The organism is Bacillus sp. A1, from assembly GCF_042296235.1.
In the GTDB taxonomy this organism is placed as follows: domain Bacteria; phylum Bacillota; class Bacilli; order Bacillales; family Bacillaceae; genus Bacillus; species Bacillus velezensis.
In genome coordinates this window covers 645,546-662,962 of the sequence record NZ_CP141181.1, presented here as the reverse complement: position 1 = coordinate 662,962, position 17,417 = coordinate 645,546, and the positions used below count along the sequence as shown (strand labels likewise).

The following is a 17,417-nucleotide window of genomic DNA, read 5'->3' as shown; positions in this document are numbered from 1 at the left end:
TTCAAAAAGATGAAAAAAAACGCCTCAAAGTCTAATTTCGGATAACAACGATCCGTTTTCAAACTTGAAGGTGTTTTTTATTTGTCTCATCTTATGGGGTCAGTCCCTTAGATTAATACCTTCTTTGTTCGCCGTTCAGTCTGTATTCCTCTCCCCAAAAATATAAACACTCTTGTTTCCCATTCTGATGGGTCGCTGCTGAAAAGAAAAAAGCCTTTAAACCTTTGAGGTTCAAAGACTTTGCCATTAATTCTTCATTGTGTTAAAACATTTAACTCCTATGAGATTCTGTTACATCAACTTTTGAATGTCCGCTCTTATCAAGATGTTTTTTTGCCAAAAATAAAACCGGAATTCCCGAGGCTGTCGTTATAAAAATGATCAAAAACATATAGAAGGACCCGTTTACACCAAAAAAGGAAAGAAGAATCCCTCCCAGCCAAGGACCGATTACATTTCCTAAACGGTTAAAGCCTGCTGCTCCAAAGTATGTCCCTTTGAAGCCTGGTTTTGCAATTTCATCCACCAGCATATCAACCATCGAAAAAATCAAAACTTCCCCTATTGTGAAAAACACGACGATAGAGCCCCATATGAATGGGTTGGACGATAGCGAAAAAAATAATAAACTGAAACTAATTAAAGCATTTCCCAGAATGATTGAATGAATCGGCGGGAACTTTTTCATGATATTCACAATAGGGTATTGAACGATTAAGACGACAATTGCATTCAAAGCTAAAAGCCATGAAAATATGGTCACCCCGTCCTCTATTTTGACGGCAAAATATTGGGGCAATGTTGTAGAAAAGTGCGCATATCCGGATATTGATAATATCACTCCAAGTAATGTGATAAGAAAAACCTTGTCTTTCCTTGTCACATTAAAAGCCGTAGCAATAGTCGTTTTATTTTCTTTTCGATTGTTCTCGTCTAATTTAAATTTTCGGAATGAAAATACGAGAGATAGACCATAAAGAAAATATGTAAAACCTGCGAACAGAAATGGGAGAGCCGTCTTGGCAGCTCCCAATCTAAGGCCTAAAAGAGGACCGAAAACTACGCCGATATTAATCGCAGTATACCGCAAATTAAACATCTTCAAACGATTTTCTTCTTTGCTTATATCGGATAGTAATGCTCTTGACGCCGGTTCAAAGATAGATTGACACAGCCCGTTAAGCGCATTGATGACAAAAAATGCGAGTACACTATCTGCAAACATAAAACTTACAAAAACAAGCGCCCAACAAAATACAGACGTTATCATCACAATTTTCCTGCCAAAAAGATCAGACAAATACCCTCCGTAAAAGCTCATTACAATCCCAGCCAGCGAACTTACTGAAACAATGATGCCGGTCAAAGCAGGAGAAACACCTTTTACTTGTGTTAGGTAAATAGAAAGGAAGGGAATGCTCATCGAGACTGACATTCTGCTAAACAAGGTGCCTAAAATGATATTCCAGCCCACAGGGTGAATTCTTAATCGTATGCCTTTCAAAAAACCACCTGCCTAAACATTAGATGCAGATATAAAGAGGCTCGTTTAAGCTTTCAGCGCTCTGTTATACCTTAACTGCCAGCTGAGTTGTAAAATTATTAATTCTTTTCAAAGCCTCTGTGATAAGATCCTTTGGGATGGCAAAATTCAAACGAATGTTTTTCGGCTCTCCGAATGCTGTGCCGGGAACAGCTGACACGTGCTGTTTTTCCAACAGAAGATGACAAAATGTCTCCGCATCAATTATTTGTTGATCTTCAAACATTGTTCCGAAAAATTGTGAAACATTCGGAAACGCATAAAAGGCTCCATTTGGTTTGGCGCATTGAATGCCTTCAATTTGATTTAAACCATCGACTAATATATCGCGTCTTTTTTTGTATTCTTCGACCATCGACTTGTCAAAACCGTTTAAAGCAGAAATACCGGCATATTGAGAAATAGTTGACGGGCTGCCTGTAGCATGGCTTTGAAAGCTGGCAATGGCTTCGGCTATATCCGATGGGGCTGCGATATAGCCGAGCCTCCATCCAGTCATTGCAAAGACTTTGGAAAATCCATTCGTTATGATGGTCCGATTCAGCAATTCGGGAAAAATGAGCGGCAGACTGATATGCTTGCCCTCATACACAAACTGATCATAAATCTCATCGGAAATGATAAAAATTCCAGAATAATCTTTCAACACATTTCCTAAAGCTTTCAGTTCATTTTCTGAATAAACGGACCCTGTCGGATTATTGGGAGATGTGATAACAACAGCTTTTGTCTTAGGGGTAATTACTTCTGCAAGCTTCTCGGGTGTGATTTTAAAATTTGTAGTTTCATCACAGCTTACAATAACAGGAACCGCCCCCGACAGTTTGATTTGTTCCGGATAAGATACCCAGTAAGGTGAAGGGAGGATAACTTCGTCGTCTTGATCACAAATTGCTTGAAAAACATTATATAGCGGCTGTTTTCCCCCGGCAGATGCAATTATTTGGTTTGGTTTATATTCTAAACCTCGTTCGTTAAGCAGATATCGCACAATGGATTCTCTTAATTCAATCAGCCCTGCTGCCGGCGTATACCCGGTTTTCCCCTTCACTATTGCCTGAATTCCTGCATATGAGGCTGTTAATGGCGGATGAAGATCCGGTTCTCCGACACTCATATTTATAATGTCTTTTCCTTCTTTTACCATTATCTTCGTTTTGGCATTTAATGACATAGTGGCCGAAGGTTTTATATTCATGACTCTATCGGATAATCTTTTATTCAATTCAAACGCCTCCAATGTCTTTATGGGCCATTCTTAAAATAGCACGATACAAAAACCTCAGTTAGCCGGCTGTCTATGGATCAAACGCTCCAGTTGCTTCATCCCCGGAACGTCTTGAATGTCAAATATCTCATTAACGCTCACGATGTCATTTTCAATCTGCAAAGACGATTTATTATTTATAATGCTTTCGAATGTATCATTTATAGCCTTAACAGAAGCGCGCAACGCCTGATTCGCATAGATGGAAACCTTCACTCCCAATTTCTCAAGCTGTTCCATTGAGAGCGTCGGATATTTAGTCGGAACCACAACCAACGGCGCATCCACGTCCCAATTGTTAACAAACTCAATAATTTCATCAGGCGATTGTTCTTTTGAATGAATTAAAATTGCATCTGCTCCAGCATGAACATAAGCTTTTGCTCTTGTATAGGCTTCTTCTTGACCCAATTTAGCAATTAAAGCTTCGACACGGGCAATCAATACAAAATCGTCATTTTGCTGAGCCATCTTTGCGGCTCTAATTTTTGCGCAAAATTCTTCAGTACTGACAAGGATCTGTTGTCTGTCGTCAAATGAGTTTAATTTTGGATATACTTTATCTTCAATACAAACTCCGGCAATACCAGCAGCTTCGTATTTTTTGATCATGCGGGTGACATTGTGAATGTTCCCGTAGCCGGAATCACAGTCAGCGATGACCGGCAAATTGCATGATTCATTCATAATGACGGCGGCTTCAAGAAATTCAGTCATCGTTAATATACTGGCATCAGGTACAGTTTGCACAGCCGAGATTCCCAAACCGCTTGCCCATACGGCATTAAATCCGTTTTTCTCTGCTAATTTGGCGCTTAAACCGTCATGAGCTCCCGCAACTTTCACCAAACCTTTACTGTTTAAAGCATCTCTAAAAATTGATGATTTTCTGTTTTTCACCATCATTCTCCCCTTCACCTAATGATTATTTTTATTTTGTCAATCGCATCATGTAATGCGTGATTGACTTCTCGCTCATTTTTCCCCTTTACAATCATCCATCCTGCTCTATCGTAGCTGTTTTTGATCGGTCTGATTCTATCACCGACACTGCAATTTACATGAAAATCTACTACATTCCCCATCATTTTGAGATCGCTGATCCCTTTGATTGCGCGTACAACCCCTTGGTTCGTTTCTAAAAAACGAACGGCGCATACTTCGCTTTGAGCATGTTTCCTTTCCGGTTGATATGGGATGCCCGCCAGTTCCGCAAAAATAGGTGTATGCATATCACATTTCATGGCGATTTCTGTAATGGTCACTATGTTGTCTCCGCCATAGCGGGTGTGTACCTCGCCAACCACAAATCCTTTATTTGTGTGATACCCTTCAATATGCAAGGGGCCAAATACGATCCCCATGGCATGAACAACTTCCTTGACCAGATTCTTATACAAATCCTGATGTTTTTCTTTATGTTTATACGGCGATATATGCCCAGATTCTACAAAAGTCCCGGGGTATAGCAACTTTTCGGTCACACCAAATATGTCGACCTTGCCTTGGCAGACAACGGCTTCTATTGAAATTTCCTGCCCTTCTATAAATTCTTCGGCTAATACTGACTTCTCCTCGTCATGTTTTGAACACTCTTTAAAACACGCCTCAATGTCCTCTTTTTTCTCAACTTTTATGACGCCTATACTGCCTTGCTGAGATCTCGGCTTTAAAATGATAGGATGTTGAGATGTATTCCAAAAATCGTATACGTCTTCCACGCTCCTGCACAATCCAAAATCGGGAGAGTTTAGTCCTGCCTTTTTTAAAAGCCGGCGCGTTGTATATTTATCAAGGCATGCTTGCACCACAGACGGAGGATTTCCTTTTAAATGAAATGCCTGCTGAAGTTTGGATACATTGAATAAGCCGGCTTCTTTGAAAGTAAATATGGCATCTAAAGGCTCTTTGTCATGGATTTCTTTAGCGACTGAGAATAGATTCTCATGATTGGTATAATCTAATGCGATTTTTTGGTCAGCTTCCTTTATTAAATGCTCATATTTTTTTAATGAAGCTTCTGTATCTCCTAATAAGACGTCAAAACCAAGTTGTTTTGCCCTCGTAACGGCCTTCTCAATATGCGTTTCAGGAATCCCGATCAGGAACAGTCTTTTCCTCTCCATTGATGAAACACCTCACTTCAGATAAAGCATTTTCAGCATATTCGATCGCTTTTTCTGTATCTTCGGCTTCTGTGATGACATAAGCAATCCGGGAATCATGAAACTTTTCAGGCGGCAGGCCAACATGATCGCCCGGCTGCTTTTCTAAAACAAATTCAACGACCCCGGGCATTTCTTTGATCGATTCGACACCTTCCCACTTTTCTATCACACCAGCACGGTCTGCAATTAAAAACCTGACGCAGGCAGCTCTTCTTTTCGAAGCTTCAAAGCTTATTGTTTCTCCTAATACAGCCAATAGGTTTGCGCGCGTTATATTTATACCTTTGGCTAGAGGAACCAAATGGGTAGTAATAAAATCGCCGCCCAGACGACCGTTGATCTCGATAATCTTGCACCCTTTCTCTGTGATCATGACCTCGGCATGAAAACCACAATTGTTCAGCTCCAAAGCTTTTATCCCTTCACTGGTGATGTGGAATAATTCACGTTCCACAGCCTCCGGCAGCCTGGCGGGAAATGCATGCTGGTATTCTTCGAAATACTGATCCGTCCATTTTTCAGTAACACCTGCAAAGTGAATGACTCCGTCGGAAATCACTCCCTCAATGCTGACTTCTTGTCCGTTCATAAACTCTTCAACAATATACTCGTTTTGATAAAAAGAAAACATTTTATCGTTTTCCGGCACCGCGGCGTTTAACAGCTGCTGATATGCGCGATTTAAATCTTCAGGCTTTGATATTCGGAATACGCCTTTACTGGCAGAAGCACCCACAGGTTTAACGATCAATGGGTATTCCATATCAATGCTTGCATGATATAATTCGGTCCAATTTGTAAATTTGCAATATTTTGGATGAGGAACTTGTGCGCGGTTCAAACATTGACGCATCTTCCATTTGTTTCGAGCCCGTTCTGCCGCTTCCACCGGACTGCCCTTTAAGTTAAGTTCTCGGGCAGTTACCGCCACCGGAACCACATCTCTATCCCAGAATGTAATGACTCCATCAAAAGGATTTTCTTTGGCAGTTTCCTTCAGAACAGCTATAGTCTCATCAATCTGATAAGTATTTGCGGAAATGTAATGGTCAACGAATGGCCGCGACCATTCAGGCAGTTCAGGGCCGACAACAGAAACCGTCAAGCCCAAATTTTTAGCAGTCTCCAAAGTAGAAATTTTTTTAATATAAGTAGCATTAAAAAATAAAATATGTTTTTCCATCCTTCCGAGCCTCTTTCAACATTTTTTTCTGCAAATTAGAAACCTTCTGCGTTTCTAAAGAACTGAATGCAGAAGATAAAAAACCCCTTGGAAAACTCAAACCATCATATGTTTTATTTGTATATATTCATAATAACATACATTATTTGTTATTAAATGAATATTTTATGAATTCAGTTTTATTAGAAAAAATGAAATTATAGGGAGAATATTAGGAATACAACTGATTAAAAAACTCGAATATATAAAAAACTGCTGCACATCTTCTCCGGTGTTAATGATAAAAGGCCCATTATTCCTAGAACCATGTAAATTAAAAAAGCCTCAAATCTTTATAAATAAAAGATTTGAGGCTTTTCTCATTATTCCCACTCAATGATTTAACAAATTCATTTAAAGCTAATTGTAAGTCTTACAAGCTTTTGAGTTATTTGACAACATTTTATAAAACAATAATTTATACCGATTGTTTGCAATCTGTTTGCAAAACAAAAATTTTTATGATAAATTGTCTACATGAGTACGACATTATTGCGAGGTGTATAGATGAGTAGGGAGTATTTGAATATTCGTTTATCTTATGAAGCAAAGTATTGGATTGAAAAATTACAAGAATATAAGCAACAGAAATTAGACAAATACATTAATGATGGTCTTATTGCAGATATAGAAAATGAAGTGATTGAAAACCACTCAGAAATACTTGATGGAGTCTCGCTTACAATTATTTTAAAGGTTTCTACATCTAGTATTGTGGAGGTTGCATTTAATAAGACTAAGCATTATACCCTGGAAAAATGGCGACAGATAATTGAAAAATTAGAAAAACCCAATAATGAAATTGATTATCAAAAAGAAATTGGAACACTGACTCCCCGTCTATATTTAGATACACACATTATTCAAGGACTAGAACAATATCGTATAGATTTCAAATCCCAGAAAAATATCAGGAGTCTTAAGATGAGCTTTATCATAAAATGTGTCGTTTATGCTTATTATCTAGAAGTTTTTAATAACCAAAATCCTTGAAGACTTATTTTGAAGTCTTCAATTTTCCGACCTAAATGTCTATGTGAGTACGACATTTTTAAAGGAGGTGGTATTTATAATAATTAAAAATTTTCTAAGAAACCTATGAACGTTTAATTATCTTTGTCTTTAAGCTTTAGAAAACTATAGGGAGTGTTTGTTATGAAAACAGAAGAAATGTTAGCCACAATTAAATATGTGGAAGCGAAATTTCATGGAATTACCGACATGAATAAATCAAGGATTAAATACTTTCAAAGAAAGAATTGGGACATTATGAAAGGTGTTGAATATGATAGCTCGTTTTATGCTTTTGTTAGGGAGCTTAAACAAGTAATGGGTAGTAATATAGCTGAAATTACAGCCAAAAAAATTCTTAACAATTGGTATCTATGGGCAGAGGATAATATCAAGTCACTCGAACAGATTCAACCATTTGAGTTTAGTGCAGATGCTATCGACTTTTTAATAAATAATAACTTTCGTGTAGATCATAAAACTTTTTCCGAGTTAGCAAAAGATCCGATTGCTATAACATCTGTGAAAGACAAAATGCCCAAAGACTCTATCTTATTTCTTAAGTTAAAAACAGTAGCAGATCATGCTTATCCTAGTCCTCGTGGCTTCACATATGAATATTTAGTGAAAGTAGTGGCTGGATTCTCAACAAGTTGGAATCAGAACGCAGTAACAGAAAATGAAAATCAGAAAAGAGGACATTAAAACATGGCAATCAGACCCGTAATTAATAATATGGACACGTTAGGAACGAAACTATTACTTGTAGATGTTAAGCCTGCATATGAACGTCTAAAAAAAGACAATGGGCAATATGAGAGAACAGATAGGATTACACATTATAACTATACAATCGTTTGCCTAGAACGAAAATTCGAAAAGATTTCTATTAAAGTTGAGGAAGCCCGCCCTCTTTTTGACACTGAAAAAACAGAAGTTCCAGACAATACATTAGTGCAATTTGAAAATCTTGAAATAACACCTTATGTTTCTAATAATTGGATACAACTTTCGGCGAAAGCAGAAAAATGCACTATCGTAAAGGAAGGATAAAAAGTGAGAGGAAACGATTTTGTTCAAGTAAGTTATTTCTCAAAAATTCCCTTTCGGTATAGATTATCAAGCCTACTATTCTCTATCTGTTTATTAGTGTTGATTACAATATTTCTTGATAGTCTATTAACTGGTGGTTTACAAACACTTCTTCTACTTCTCTTCTTCTTTGCTTTAATTCAGATAATCAAAAAGTGGATTGTATCTAAAAGAGAATTTAATCTTTCTCCTTTTAATAAACTAAAGCGATTTATATCAGCGAATAAATTATATGAAGAAGAAACTCGTGAAGTCGGTGCTAACCAAAATGGCAATCCAAGAAGAGAAAAAATAGTGGTTAACTCTGCTTATTTCTTGTACATGGTGACTGATGATGAATTAATTATTAGAGCGTGGAAGAAAGCTGACAAATTTTCTGATAAGGCTAATTCATATGACACGCTGCTTAGCGCATTATTTGGATTAGAATTATATAAAAAATACGACGATATTCAATATTGTGATTATGTATTTGAACTCGTGAATGATCAACGAATTGTTTTTGGAAATGAATCGTTAACTCTTCTAAATAGTGACGTTATACAACTAACATCAAAAATTAACTGGGAGCTTGGAAAGCCACCACATGCACTAATTGTTGGAGGTACTGGTTCAGGGAAAACTTACTTAGTAAATACACTGATTTTGGATTACCTTCGTAAAGGTGCAGAATTATTTGTTGCTGATCCAAAGTCTGCTGATCTTGCTTTGATTGGTAGGTTAGTTAATAAAGAACATACAGCTACTACCGAAAATGAGATTGCGAAGTTATTGCGTGAAGCAAGCGATGAAATGGAAAAACGTTATAGAAAATTGTTTACGGATGAAAATTCATTCGGTAAGACATGGAAAGACTTCTCAGGTATGAAACCTTTAGTTGTAGTGATAGATGAGTATGCCGCCCTATCATCTGTAAGTTCACCTAAAACATTGAAGGAAATTAATAGTTATTTAACTTCTCTCATATTGAAAGGACGTCAAAGTGGAATCGAGATCTGTATGATTATGCAAAGGCCAGATGCCAATATACTAGCTGGTAACCTTAGAGATCAGTTCGGGGTACGCATTGGATTAGGGAATATGACTGATGAAGGAAGAAAAATGTTATTTGGTTCAGTTGATATGAAGTATAAGAGTGTAAATGAGATCGGTGGTGGTTTCGTCATGATAGACGGGCAACATAATGCGCCTGTCTACTTTGAATCGCCACTTGTTCCTAAAGACTTTGATTTTATAGGGGAACTACGAAAAATTCGTGACAAGAACCCTGACTCAACCCCTTGAAGTGAATGAAATAGGGAGGTAGGCGCCTCGACGCCTAAACGGAGTGCCCGATTCTTTTCATTCACTTTGAGGGGTGTAGACGAGCGCTCTTTGCTCGGCTTATTTAACTTGATATATAGAACAACATCTAGAGAAAATAGGATTCTGAAAAGGTATGGCAGGAATTTGGAATGAGTGGTTCCTATCAAAAAAGCGATCAAAAGTTATAAGTACAAAATAATTGAAACACCTACTACTGTTGAAGTTTGGGAATATATTGATGCCCCTGTCTTTTATCACGTTAAGGATGATGTAGAAATTGTACATACTGATAAGGATTGGATAAAAGAAGACTTCACCTGCAAGGATACTCTTCAACAATACGACAGTTTGAAGCGTAAACAAAAACATTATGAACAGATGCGCTGGGAAATTGCTCGTATTGTTGATTGTAATTTTGATGACGCAACAAAATTTATGACATTAACATTCAAAGCGAATGAAAAAGATATATCTTTCACAAATTCAGAGTTCAACAAATTTATAAAAAGACTTAATTATCGTTTGTACAAAATTAAAAAACAGCAGCTGAAATATTTGGCTGTGTGGGAAAAACAAAAACGTGGTGCAATTCATTATCATGTTATCTTTTTTAACTTCCCTTTCATCAAAATAAGTGATTTGGAAAAGTTATGGGGTCATGGTTTTGTTAAATTAAACAAGATTGATGTAGATAGTCAAGAAAATCGTGGTCGGTATGTGAGTAAATATTTTTCTAAAGATTTAGAAAGAAAAGAGCATAAAAAAAAGGCATTTTTCAAATCCCAAAATTTAAAAACACCTTTAGTGCGACGAACTAATTCGTTGAAATTGACTGATTTGTCTGATGGGCAAATTCTATACAGTAAAGAGTATACACGAAACATTCCTGACTTTCACTCAACAATTAATTCGTATAAGGAATCAACTGTTCGCTATACCAAATTTAGAAAGGAGTGTACTAATTGATTACAATCACTAAACAAGAATTAATTAGCTTAGGTTTTGGACCTAGTCAATCAGCAGACATTATTCGTCAGGCTAAACGATTAATGTTGAACAAAGGTTTTTCATATTATTCAAGTAAACGTCTAGGAAGAGTACCTGTCGCCGCAGTTGAGGAAATTTTAGGATTCTCAATGGAAACAACAGGAGATAAATCTAATGCCTAAGATTTCAAATGTATATCAAGATAAGAATAATGGCAAATGGTATTTTGTTGCTAGCTTAGGCTATGATGAAAAAGGAAAACGGGTACAGCACTGGGAACGTGGTTTCTCTACACAAAGAGAAGCTAAACGAGCTTATGATGAATATATGAACAATTACTCTAGAACTTCTATTAAGAAGAATAGCACTATGGCTTTTAAAGAATTTTATGAAACGTACTTTAAACCTGATTATAAACTCTCTGTAAGCGATAGAACATTTGAAAATAGAGTATCTTCAATGGATTATCACTTCAGCTTTTTCTTTAATAAAAAATTAAAAGATATTAGTCCACCCATGATTAAGAAATGGCAAAACAATCTTTCTGAAAAGTATTCAAGTTCCTATATTAGAAATATCCATGGATTGTTACAAAAAAGCTTGGATTTAGCAAAAACTTTAGGCTTAATACAAAAAAATTCAGCAAAAACCGTAGGTAATGTTAAAAAAATTAAAAAGAAAGTTGATTTTTGGACAAAAGACGAATTTGAAAAATTCATCTCTACCTTTAATACAGATGATTATTATGAACATTTTGCATTCATGACAATTTGGCTTTTATTTATGACTGGTCTTCGCTTTGGAGAAGCTCAAGCATTAGAATGGGACTCGGACATTGATTTGAATGAAAAAACACTATCTGTCAGCAAGTCCATGTATTACAAAAACACAAAAAAGTTTTATATTACAGAGCCTAAAACAAAGGCTAGTAACCGTTTAATCGCGCTTGATGACGATACAATTGAGTTTTTAATAAAATGGAAGAAAAGACAGTTAGATGTTTTCCCCTCAAAGTATGTTTTGTCTTACAATGGATTACCAACTAATAAAAGTTCAACGTTCCATATAATTGAACAACACTCTAACTTGGCTAATGTGCATAAGATTAAGACACATGCTTTACGTCATTCTCATGCCTCTCTTCTCATTTCTTTAGGAGAAAATGCTCTAGTCATACGCGATAGGTTAGGACATGAAGATATACAGACTACTCTCGGAACATATGGCCATCTTTACCCTAATATGAATAGAGAAGTTGCTAAAAGGCTAAGTAACACTATACACGTTAAATTCAATGGAAGGCTCGATAGAAAAAGGGCATCAAATCAGTATCTTAAAAGAAATTCAAAAGAGAGCTAAAAAGGCTCTCTTTTTACAAATCCAACGAATATTCTTTTCCTTCTTTCACCAATTTTAACAAATCTACCATTTGTTTCGAATATCTATGCACAGGTAATTTTGTTCCTACATTGATGTGATAATTATTTGTTGTACCTTTTATGCTTATGCCTTCTTGTTCTTCGACTTTTTTTATAAGCTGATTTGCATTATACCAACCATCAAACCCTAATTTTCTTCCAACATCAGAAAGTGTTAAAGAGAATCTAGTGACTAACTGTTGTGGGTCACTAATCGTTGACAATCCAATTACATTCTTAACATTCAACTTACCACTCTCTACTTGTTCATCAATCCCAATAAATTCTTCTATTTTTTCAACAGAATTTATATCACTGATACTTATCATGTCGACTTCCAAGTTGCTAATCGTCTTGCTTTTAACAATATTATATATATTTTCCTCAAGTGCTCTTAATTCGCTTATTTCAACAATTGAAGCTTGATATAATTCCTGATACACTCTTAAAAAATCACTTACTAAAACGTAATTTATTCGAATAGTTTTGCCATCGCCCAAAGTTATGTATCTATCTGTAGGAGGTGACAAATTTTCATCTATTTCTAGGTTCCAATCTATAAACCATATATTTTCTACAACCACATCTGTATTCTCTGTTACAATCTCTGAAATATCAGCTAAAATAGCCCTTATGTTCTCATCAGTGACTGAATAGCCTAAAAAAAACAATGGATGTTCCATAAAATATGTTAATAATTTAGCACTTAAATATTTTTGCTTTCGTTCAAAGTTAGCATAATCATCTTGAGAAATTACTATCCCTGAAATTTCATTAATCGATCCATGAATTTTTAAAATATGTCCCAATGAAGTAGAGTTCTTTTGTTTTATTACCTGTTGTCCTACAACTACATTGAATTTAGGAAATAATCTCTCTAACAAATCATCATAATTTGTAGTTATAATTGCATGAGGATTTAATTTTCTAAAAGCTTCTAACTCTGATTGATATTTATGTTGATTTATATTAAATGTTTCACTTAATTCTTTTATATATTCTGAAATTTTATATTTCAAAAATATATCTTTGTCAAACTTACCATCATATAGTTCCTCTGGAAACACATCTTTATTTTTGTTTTCCCATGCATACTTTTGATATTCCTCTAAAAGAAGATTTGCAATTGCAGGATAATCATTTTCTGTTTGCTGTACAAAGTAACCAATCGGCATATTAATATTCGGGTTTAAATCAATTAATTTTTCTAATAAACTTTCCCAATCCGGAGTATCTATATACCTTCTAGAAATCCCAGAACCTACAAATAGTATCGGTCTTGTCCCACTGTCATTTATAATATTCTTCATTCTTGAAAGAGACTCTTCTAAGTACTTTGCATATGCAACACCCATTGCTTCACCGTCCAAACTCAATAATTATATATGTAAATTATACCATCATATATAATTATTGTTTGCAAAATGTTAGCAGTTTCTAAAAAAAAGAACCTAGAAGTCCTATCAATAAGGATTCTAGGCTTTCTTTTTATTATTCCCACTCAATCGTTGCAGGCGGCTTGCTCGTAATGTCATACACGACGCGGTTGATGTGTTTCACTTCATTGACGATCCGTGTCGAAATCACTTCAAGCACATCCCAAGGGATACGCGCCCAGTCAGATGTCATGCCGTCAATTGATGTTACGGCACGGATACCGATTGTGTAATCATACGTTCTCGCATCTCCCATGACGCCGACGCTGCGGATGTCAGGAAGAACCGTGAAGTACTGCCAGATGTCGCGCTCAAGGCCGTGGTTCGCCACTTCTTCACGCAGAATCGCGTCTGATTCACGAACGATCTCAAGTTTTTCTTCCGTTACTTCGCCGAGTACGCGGATGCCAAGTCCAGGGCCCGGGAACGGCTGACGCCATACGATATCATCCGGGATGCCGAGCTCTGTGCCGAGCGCGCGCACTTCATCTTTGAAAAGAGTGTTCAGCGGTTCGATCAGCTCAAACTGCATATCTTCAGGAAGTCCGCCGACATTGTGGTGCGATTTGATCGTTTGCGCAGTTGCCGTTCCGCTTTCAATAATGTCTGTGTAAAGCGTTCCTTGTGCAAGGTAGTCGATTCCTTTCAGCCTGTCCGCTTCATCATCAAACACGTAAATGAATTCGTTGCCGATGATTTTGCGTTTTTGCTCAGGATCAGAAACACCTTTCAGCTTGTTTAAGAATCTGTCTTTCGCATCAACTTTAATGACATTCATATTAAAGCCTTCGCTGAACGTTTTCATGACGCCTTCCGCTTCGCCTTTGCGGAGAAGGCCGTGATCTACGAAAATACAAGTCAGCTGGTCGCCGATCGCTTTATGAATCAAAACGGCTACGACAGAAGAATCGACTCCGCCGCTCAAAGCGCAAAGCACTTGTTTGTCTCCGACGGTTTCGCGGATTTTTTGCATTTCGATTTCGATAAAGTTTTCCATTGACCATTCGCCTTTACATTCACAAGGCCCGAAGACAAAGTTTTTCAGAAGGTCATTTCCGTATTCTGAATGACGGACTTCCGGATGGAACTGAACACCGTACCATTTTTTGTCTTTTTTGCTCATCGCCGAGTTCGGGCAGTGATGGCTTGTCGCGTCTACCGTAAACCCTTCCGGCACTTGTACGACTAAGTCGCCGTGGCTCATCCAGACAACTTGTTCTTCCGGAAGATCTTTGAACAAGTCAGGAGTTCCTTGAATCTGAATGCTCGCTTTTCCGTATTCGCGCTGGCTTGCCGCCTCGACTTTCCCTCCGAGGTAATGAGTCATCAGCTGCATGCCGTAGCAGATGCCCAATACAGGAATATCAAGTTCAAAGATTTTTTCATCACAGCGGAAAGACCCTTCATCATATACACTGTTTGGTCCGCCTGAAAGGATAATTCCTTTTGGATTCATTTCTTTGATTTCCTCAGCTGTCAACGTATGGGGATGCAGCTCGCTATATACGCCAAATTCACGGATCCGGCGGGTAATCAGCTGGTTATACTGACTGCCGAAATCAAGAACAAGAATCATTTCATTCACTAACTTCGTCATGGTTGTCACCTAATCTCCTCTAAGTTTTTGACACAGAAAAAACGGAGGACACACGTTCAGCCCTCTGTCGGCAAGACTTGTCCGGAAGCCCGGCTTTTTAACGCTCCCGGGCTCCCATTTAACATTCATTTATTCTAACAACAGGACGATATGCGGTCAAGACTATCTTCTTTTAATTATATTTTCCCACAACTGTCCCGATTCATTCCAAAGCTTTGCGGCATTATCGCTGCGGTATAACGCACGCTCATAGCGCAGCGTCAGCTCGGACATGTCGTTTGTATGGTGCGCCTCGTCAACCCTCGCGGCAAAATCACGGAGCGTTTCTCCGTCTCCCCTGCTGAACCCTTTTCGTTTCAGCTGTCGGAGCAGCGCGGCATATGCGTCGAAAAAGACGTCTTCATCCGTTCGCCGCTTCAATCTGGCTGCTGTAACGTGCGGAATCCAGCGCGCCCGGAGCAGCCAGGCGAGTGCCGCCGCGGCTGAAATCACAATGACGATGGCTGCATACGGCCATAGCTGTGCCGCGGTTTTGTTGCGGATCACAGGCTGCGGGGCCGCGCTGTGATCCCGCTTTTTCGGCTTTTCCTCTTTTTCCGGCTTTGATTCCTGACGCTGCTTGTCAGACGGTGCATCCGAGTTCCCCGCTGAGCCTCCGCTGTCTTTTGCCGCGGTATGATTTTGCTCTGACGTAAACTCCGTCGGATTGGTGAAGCCTTTCGTCGGCTCAAACGTCACCCAGCCCTGATCGGGAAAATACACTTCTACCCACGAATGGGCGTTGTTGTTTGTGACTTCATAAATGTGGCCGTTATGGTCGCCTGCCCCTTTATACTCGCCGGATGTATAACCCTTCACCCAACGGGCGGGAATACCCGCAGATCGGAGCAGCACGGCCATTGCCGATGAAAAGTTATCACAATATCCTCTTTTCGTTTCAAACAGAAATTGATCGACATAATCCTGATTGTGCTCCGGAACCGCGACATCCTGTGTATGATACGAAAATGCGGAAGATCCGAGATAATCCTCGATCGCCTTCGCTTTATCGAACATATTATGATGATCCCGCGTCAGTCTGTTCGCAAGCTGTCTCACTCTTTTCGGAAGGCTGTCGGGGACCTGTAAATACCGGTCATTGAATTGATTCTGCTCACGGTATCGTTTTACTTTCACTTTTCTGAGATCATTCAGCTTAAAGACGGGCGCCTGAAAAGTCACCGTGTACCGTCCCATATTGCGGATGTTGCCTACTTGTTCACTGACCGGCGTAATTTGCTCGGTGTTTCCGTTCATTTCAAGCTGAATCGAGTGCTTCGGTTTAATATTGGAGACGCCGATCGGATACATGACGTGATTATAGAGATAATTCTCATCAATGGACACCTGTGCCGTATATCGTCTCGTCTGCACACTCCGGTCAAACCATATATCTTCCACGTTGCCGCCGTTCAGTTTATAGGACATGCCCTGATCGGTCTCCACCCAGCCTTTCCCCGTGTATGTATCCTTCGTTTCCACCCGGAAGTACGCCCGTTCTTTTCCCTTCCATGTAAAAACCGGCGTATCATCCTCCTGAAAAGGGCCGCCCAATGTTTCATCATGATTGCCGTAGCCGATTTTGCTTTCGGCGGCGGGCACTTCTTTGTGGTTTGTTATTTTTTTAAGAAACGGCACGGGGTCCGGCCAGTTCGGGTCTGATTTCGGAGCCGCCAGACCGAATACGACGGAAGCGCAGATAAACAGCATCAGCGGCAGAAACCATTTGAGTATCAATCTTTTTTTAAACGCTATGTGTTCCGTAAGCCGGATGCGCTCCATATACAAAAGCCCCATCATCAAAAAGCCGATAAAGACGATCCGGATGACGGCGTATGCGGCATCATAGGGAGTAAACGTATCAAGCACGGTGATATACGCCACCGTCATGATAAAAAAGAATAATATTTTCCGCTGATAGATCACCCAGTAATGCAGCAAATACACGAGCAGCCATAAAAGCACAAAAAACAGCAACGTGCGGAATGACGGATTCATTTCATTCCATCTTCCGGTCCCGATGTGGCGGGCATTTTGCATCACGTCCCGCAAAAAAGAAACGAGCCATTCCGGCTGAAAAACCGAACCTTTATAAAACAGGATGTGAATACTGATCAACGTAAACAGAATGCAGGACGGCACGGTGACGTACCACCTCATCCGGAAGAATGACAGCAGAAATGCCAAACCGATAAAAACGATGAAAAAACCGGTATGTTTTGTATCCGTAAAATTGTGCAGCGGCCTGAGCCATTCCCATAACAATAAAAAAGCGAGAAAATAAAACAGCAGCAGACTCAGCCTGCTTCCCTGGTTCTCGTCATGCGGCATG

At 38.7% G+C, this 17,417-nt stretch carries 15 protein-coding genes; 7 read left to right on the top strand and 8 right to left on the bottom strand.

Annotation, left to right across the window (positions count from 1 at the left end):
* Positions 1-271 precede the first annotated feature (271 nt).
* From U2H13_RS03470 to U2H13_RS03450, 5 genes are all read right to left on the bottom strand, one after another.
* Positions 272-1,504, bottom strand: coding sequence for an MDR family MFS transporter (locus U2H13_RS03470; RefSeq protein ID WP_376700674.1), 1,233 nt, complete (start codon positions 1,502-1,504; stop codon positions 272-274).
* 64 nt (positions 1,505-1,568) lie between these two features.
* Positions 1,569-2,768, bottom strand: a complete 1,200-nt coding sequence (locus tag U2H13_RS03465) for a pyridoxal phosphate-dependent aminotransferase (RefSeq protein ID WP_376700673.1) — start codon at positions 2,766-2,768, stop codon at positions 1,569-1,571.
* 57 nt (positions 2,769-2,825) lie between these two features.
* The gene (locus U2H13_RS03460) at positions 2,826-3,716 is read right to left on the bottom strand and encodes an isocitrate lyase/phosphoenolpyruvate mutase family protein (protein WP_014417091.1); all 891 of its coding nucleotides are present in this window, start codon (positions 3,714-3,716) and stop codon (positions 2,826-2,828) included.
* Positions 3,717-3,724: 8 nt separating this feature from the next.
* Positions 3,725-4,936 (bottom strand): ATP-grasp domain-containing protein, encoded by a 1,212-nt coding sequence (locus U2H13_RS03455; RefSeq protein WP_014417090.1) that lies wholly within the window; start codon positions 4,934-4,936, stop codon positions 3,725-3,727.
* Positions 4,899-6,161 (bottom strand): ATP-grasp domain-containing protein, encoded by a 1,263-nt coding sequence (locus U2H13_RS03450; protein ID WP_014417089.1) that lies wholly within the window; start codon positions 6,159-6,161, stop codon positions 4,899-4,901. The genes U2H13_RS03455 and U2H13_RS03450 overlap by 38 nt, the downstream gene beginning before the upstream one ends.
* Positions 6,162-6,722: 561 nt before the next feature.
* Between U2H13_RS03450 and U2H13_RS03445 the strand changes: the two genes are divergently transcribed.
* The 7 genes from U2H13_RS03445 to U2H13_RS03415 all read left to right on the top strand — a co-directional run bounded on the left by U2H13_RS03445 (position 6,723) and on the right by U2H13_RS03415 (position 11,954).
* Complete coding sequence (locus U2H13_RS03445; RefSeq protein ID WP_376700672.1) at positions 6,723-7,193, top strand: hypothetical protein; 471 nt, start codon at positions 6,723-6,725, stop codon at positions 7,191-7,193.
* A gap of 162 nt (positions 7,194-7,355) precedes the next feature.
* Positions 7,356-7,916 (top strand): hypothetical protein, encoded by a 561-nt coding sequence (locus tag U2H13_RS03440; RefSeq protein ID WP_376700671.1) that lies wholly within the window; start codon positions 7,356-7,358, stop codon positions 7,914-7,916.
* 3 nt (positions 7,917-7,919) lie between these two features.
* Complete coding sequence (locus U2H13_RS03435; protein WP_047946412.1) at positions 7,920-8,264, top strand: hypothetical protein; 345 nt, start codon at positions 7,920-7,922, stop codon at positions 8,262-8,264.
* Between the two features lie 3 nt (positions 8,265-8,267).
* A complete protein-coding gene (locus U2H13_RS03430; protein WP_376700670.1) occupies positions 8,268-9,587 on the top strand; it encodes an FtsK/SpoIIIE domain-containing protein in 1,320 nt (439 codons plus the stop codon).
* Positions 9,588-9,761: 174 nt separating this feature from the next.
* Positions 9,762-10,574 (top strand): Rep protein, encoded by an 813-nt coding sequence (locus U2H13_RS03425; RefSeq protein ID WP_342498846.1) that lies wholly within the window; start codon positions 9,762-9,764, stop codon positions 10,572-10,574.
* Positions 10,571-10,777 carry a DUF3173 domain-containing protein gene (locus U2H13_RS03420; protein ID WP_342498845.1) on the top strand — a complete coding sequence of 69 codons (207 nt, stop codon included), beginning with the start codon at positions 10,571-10,573 and terminating at the stop codon, positions 10,775-10,777. The genes U2H13_RS03425 and U2H13_RS03420 overlap by 4 nt, the downstream gene beginning before the upstream one ends.
* Positions 10,770-11,954, top strand: a complete 1,185-nt coding sequence (locus U2H13_RS03415; protein WP_376700669.1) for a tyrosine-type recombinase/integrase — start codon at positions 10,770-10,772, stop codon at positions 11,952-11,954. Before U2H13_RS03420 ends, U2H13_RS03415 begins: the two co-directional genes overlap by 8 nt.
* Before the next feature lie 13 nt (positions 11,955-11,967).
* On the opposite strand, the gene U2H13_RS03410 is transcribed toward U2H13_RS03415, so the two are convergent.
* The 3 genes from U2H13_RS03410 to U2H13_RS03400 form a co-directional block, all read right to left on the bottom strand.
* Positions 11,968-13,368 carry an SIR2 family protein gene (locus tag U2H13_RS03410; RefSeq protein ID WP_289406259.1) on the bottom strand — a complete coding sequence of 467 codons (1,401 nt, stop codon included), beginning with the start codon at positions 13,366-13,368 and terminating at the stop codon, positions 11,968-11,970.
* Between the two features lie 136 nt (positions 13,369-13,504).
* Positions 13,505-15,046: a glutamine-hydrolyzing GMP synthase gene (gene guaA / locus U2H13_RS03405; RefSeq protein WP_017419012.1), complete on the bottom strand. Its 1,542-nt coding sequence runs from the start codon at positions 15,044-15,046 to the stop codon at positions 13,505-13,507.
* Between the two features lie 162 nt (positions 15,047-15,208).
* Positions 15,209-17,416 (bottom strand): transglutaminase domain-containing protein, encoded by a 2,208-nt coding sequence (locus tag U2H13_RS03400; RefSeq protein ID WP_121984675.1) that lies wholly within the window; start codon positions 17,414-17,416, stop codon positions 15,209-15,211.
* Position 17,417 lies beyond the last annotated feature (1 nt).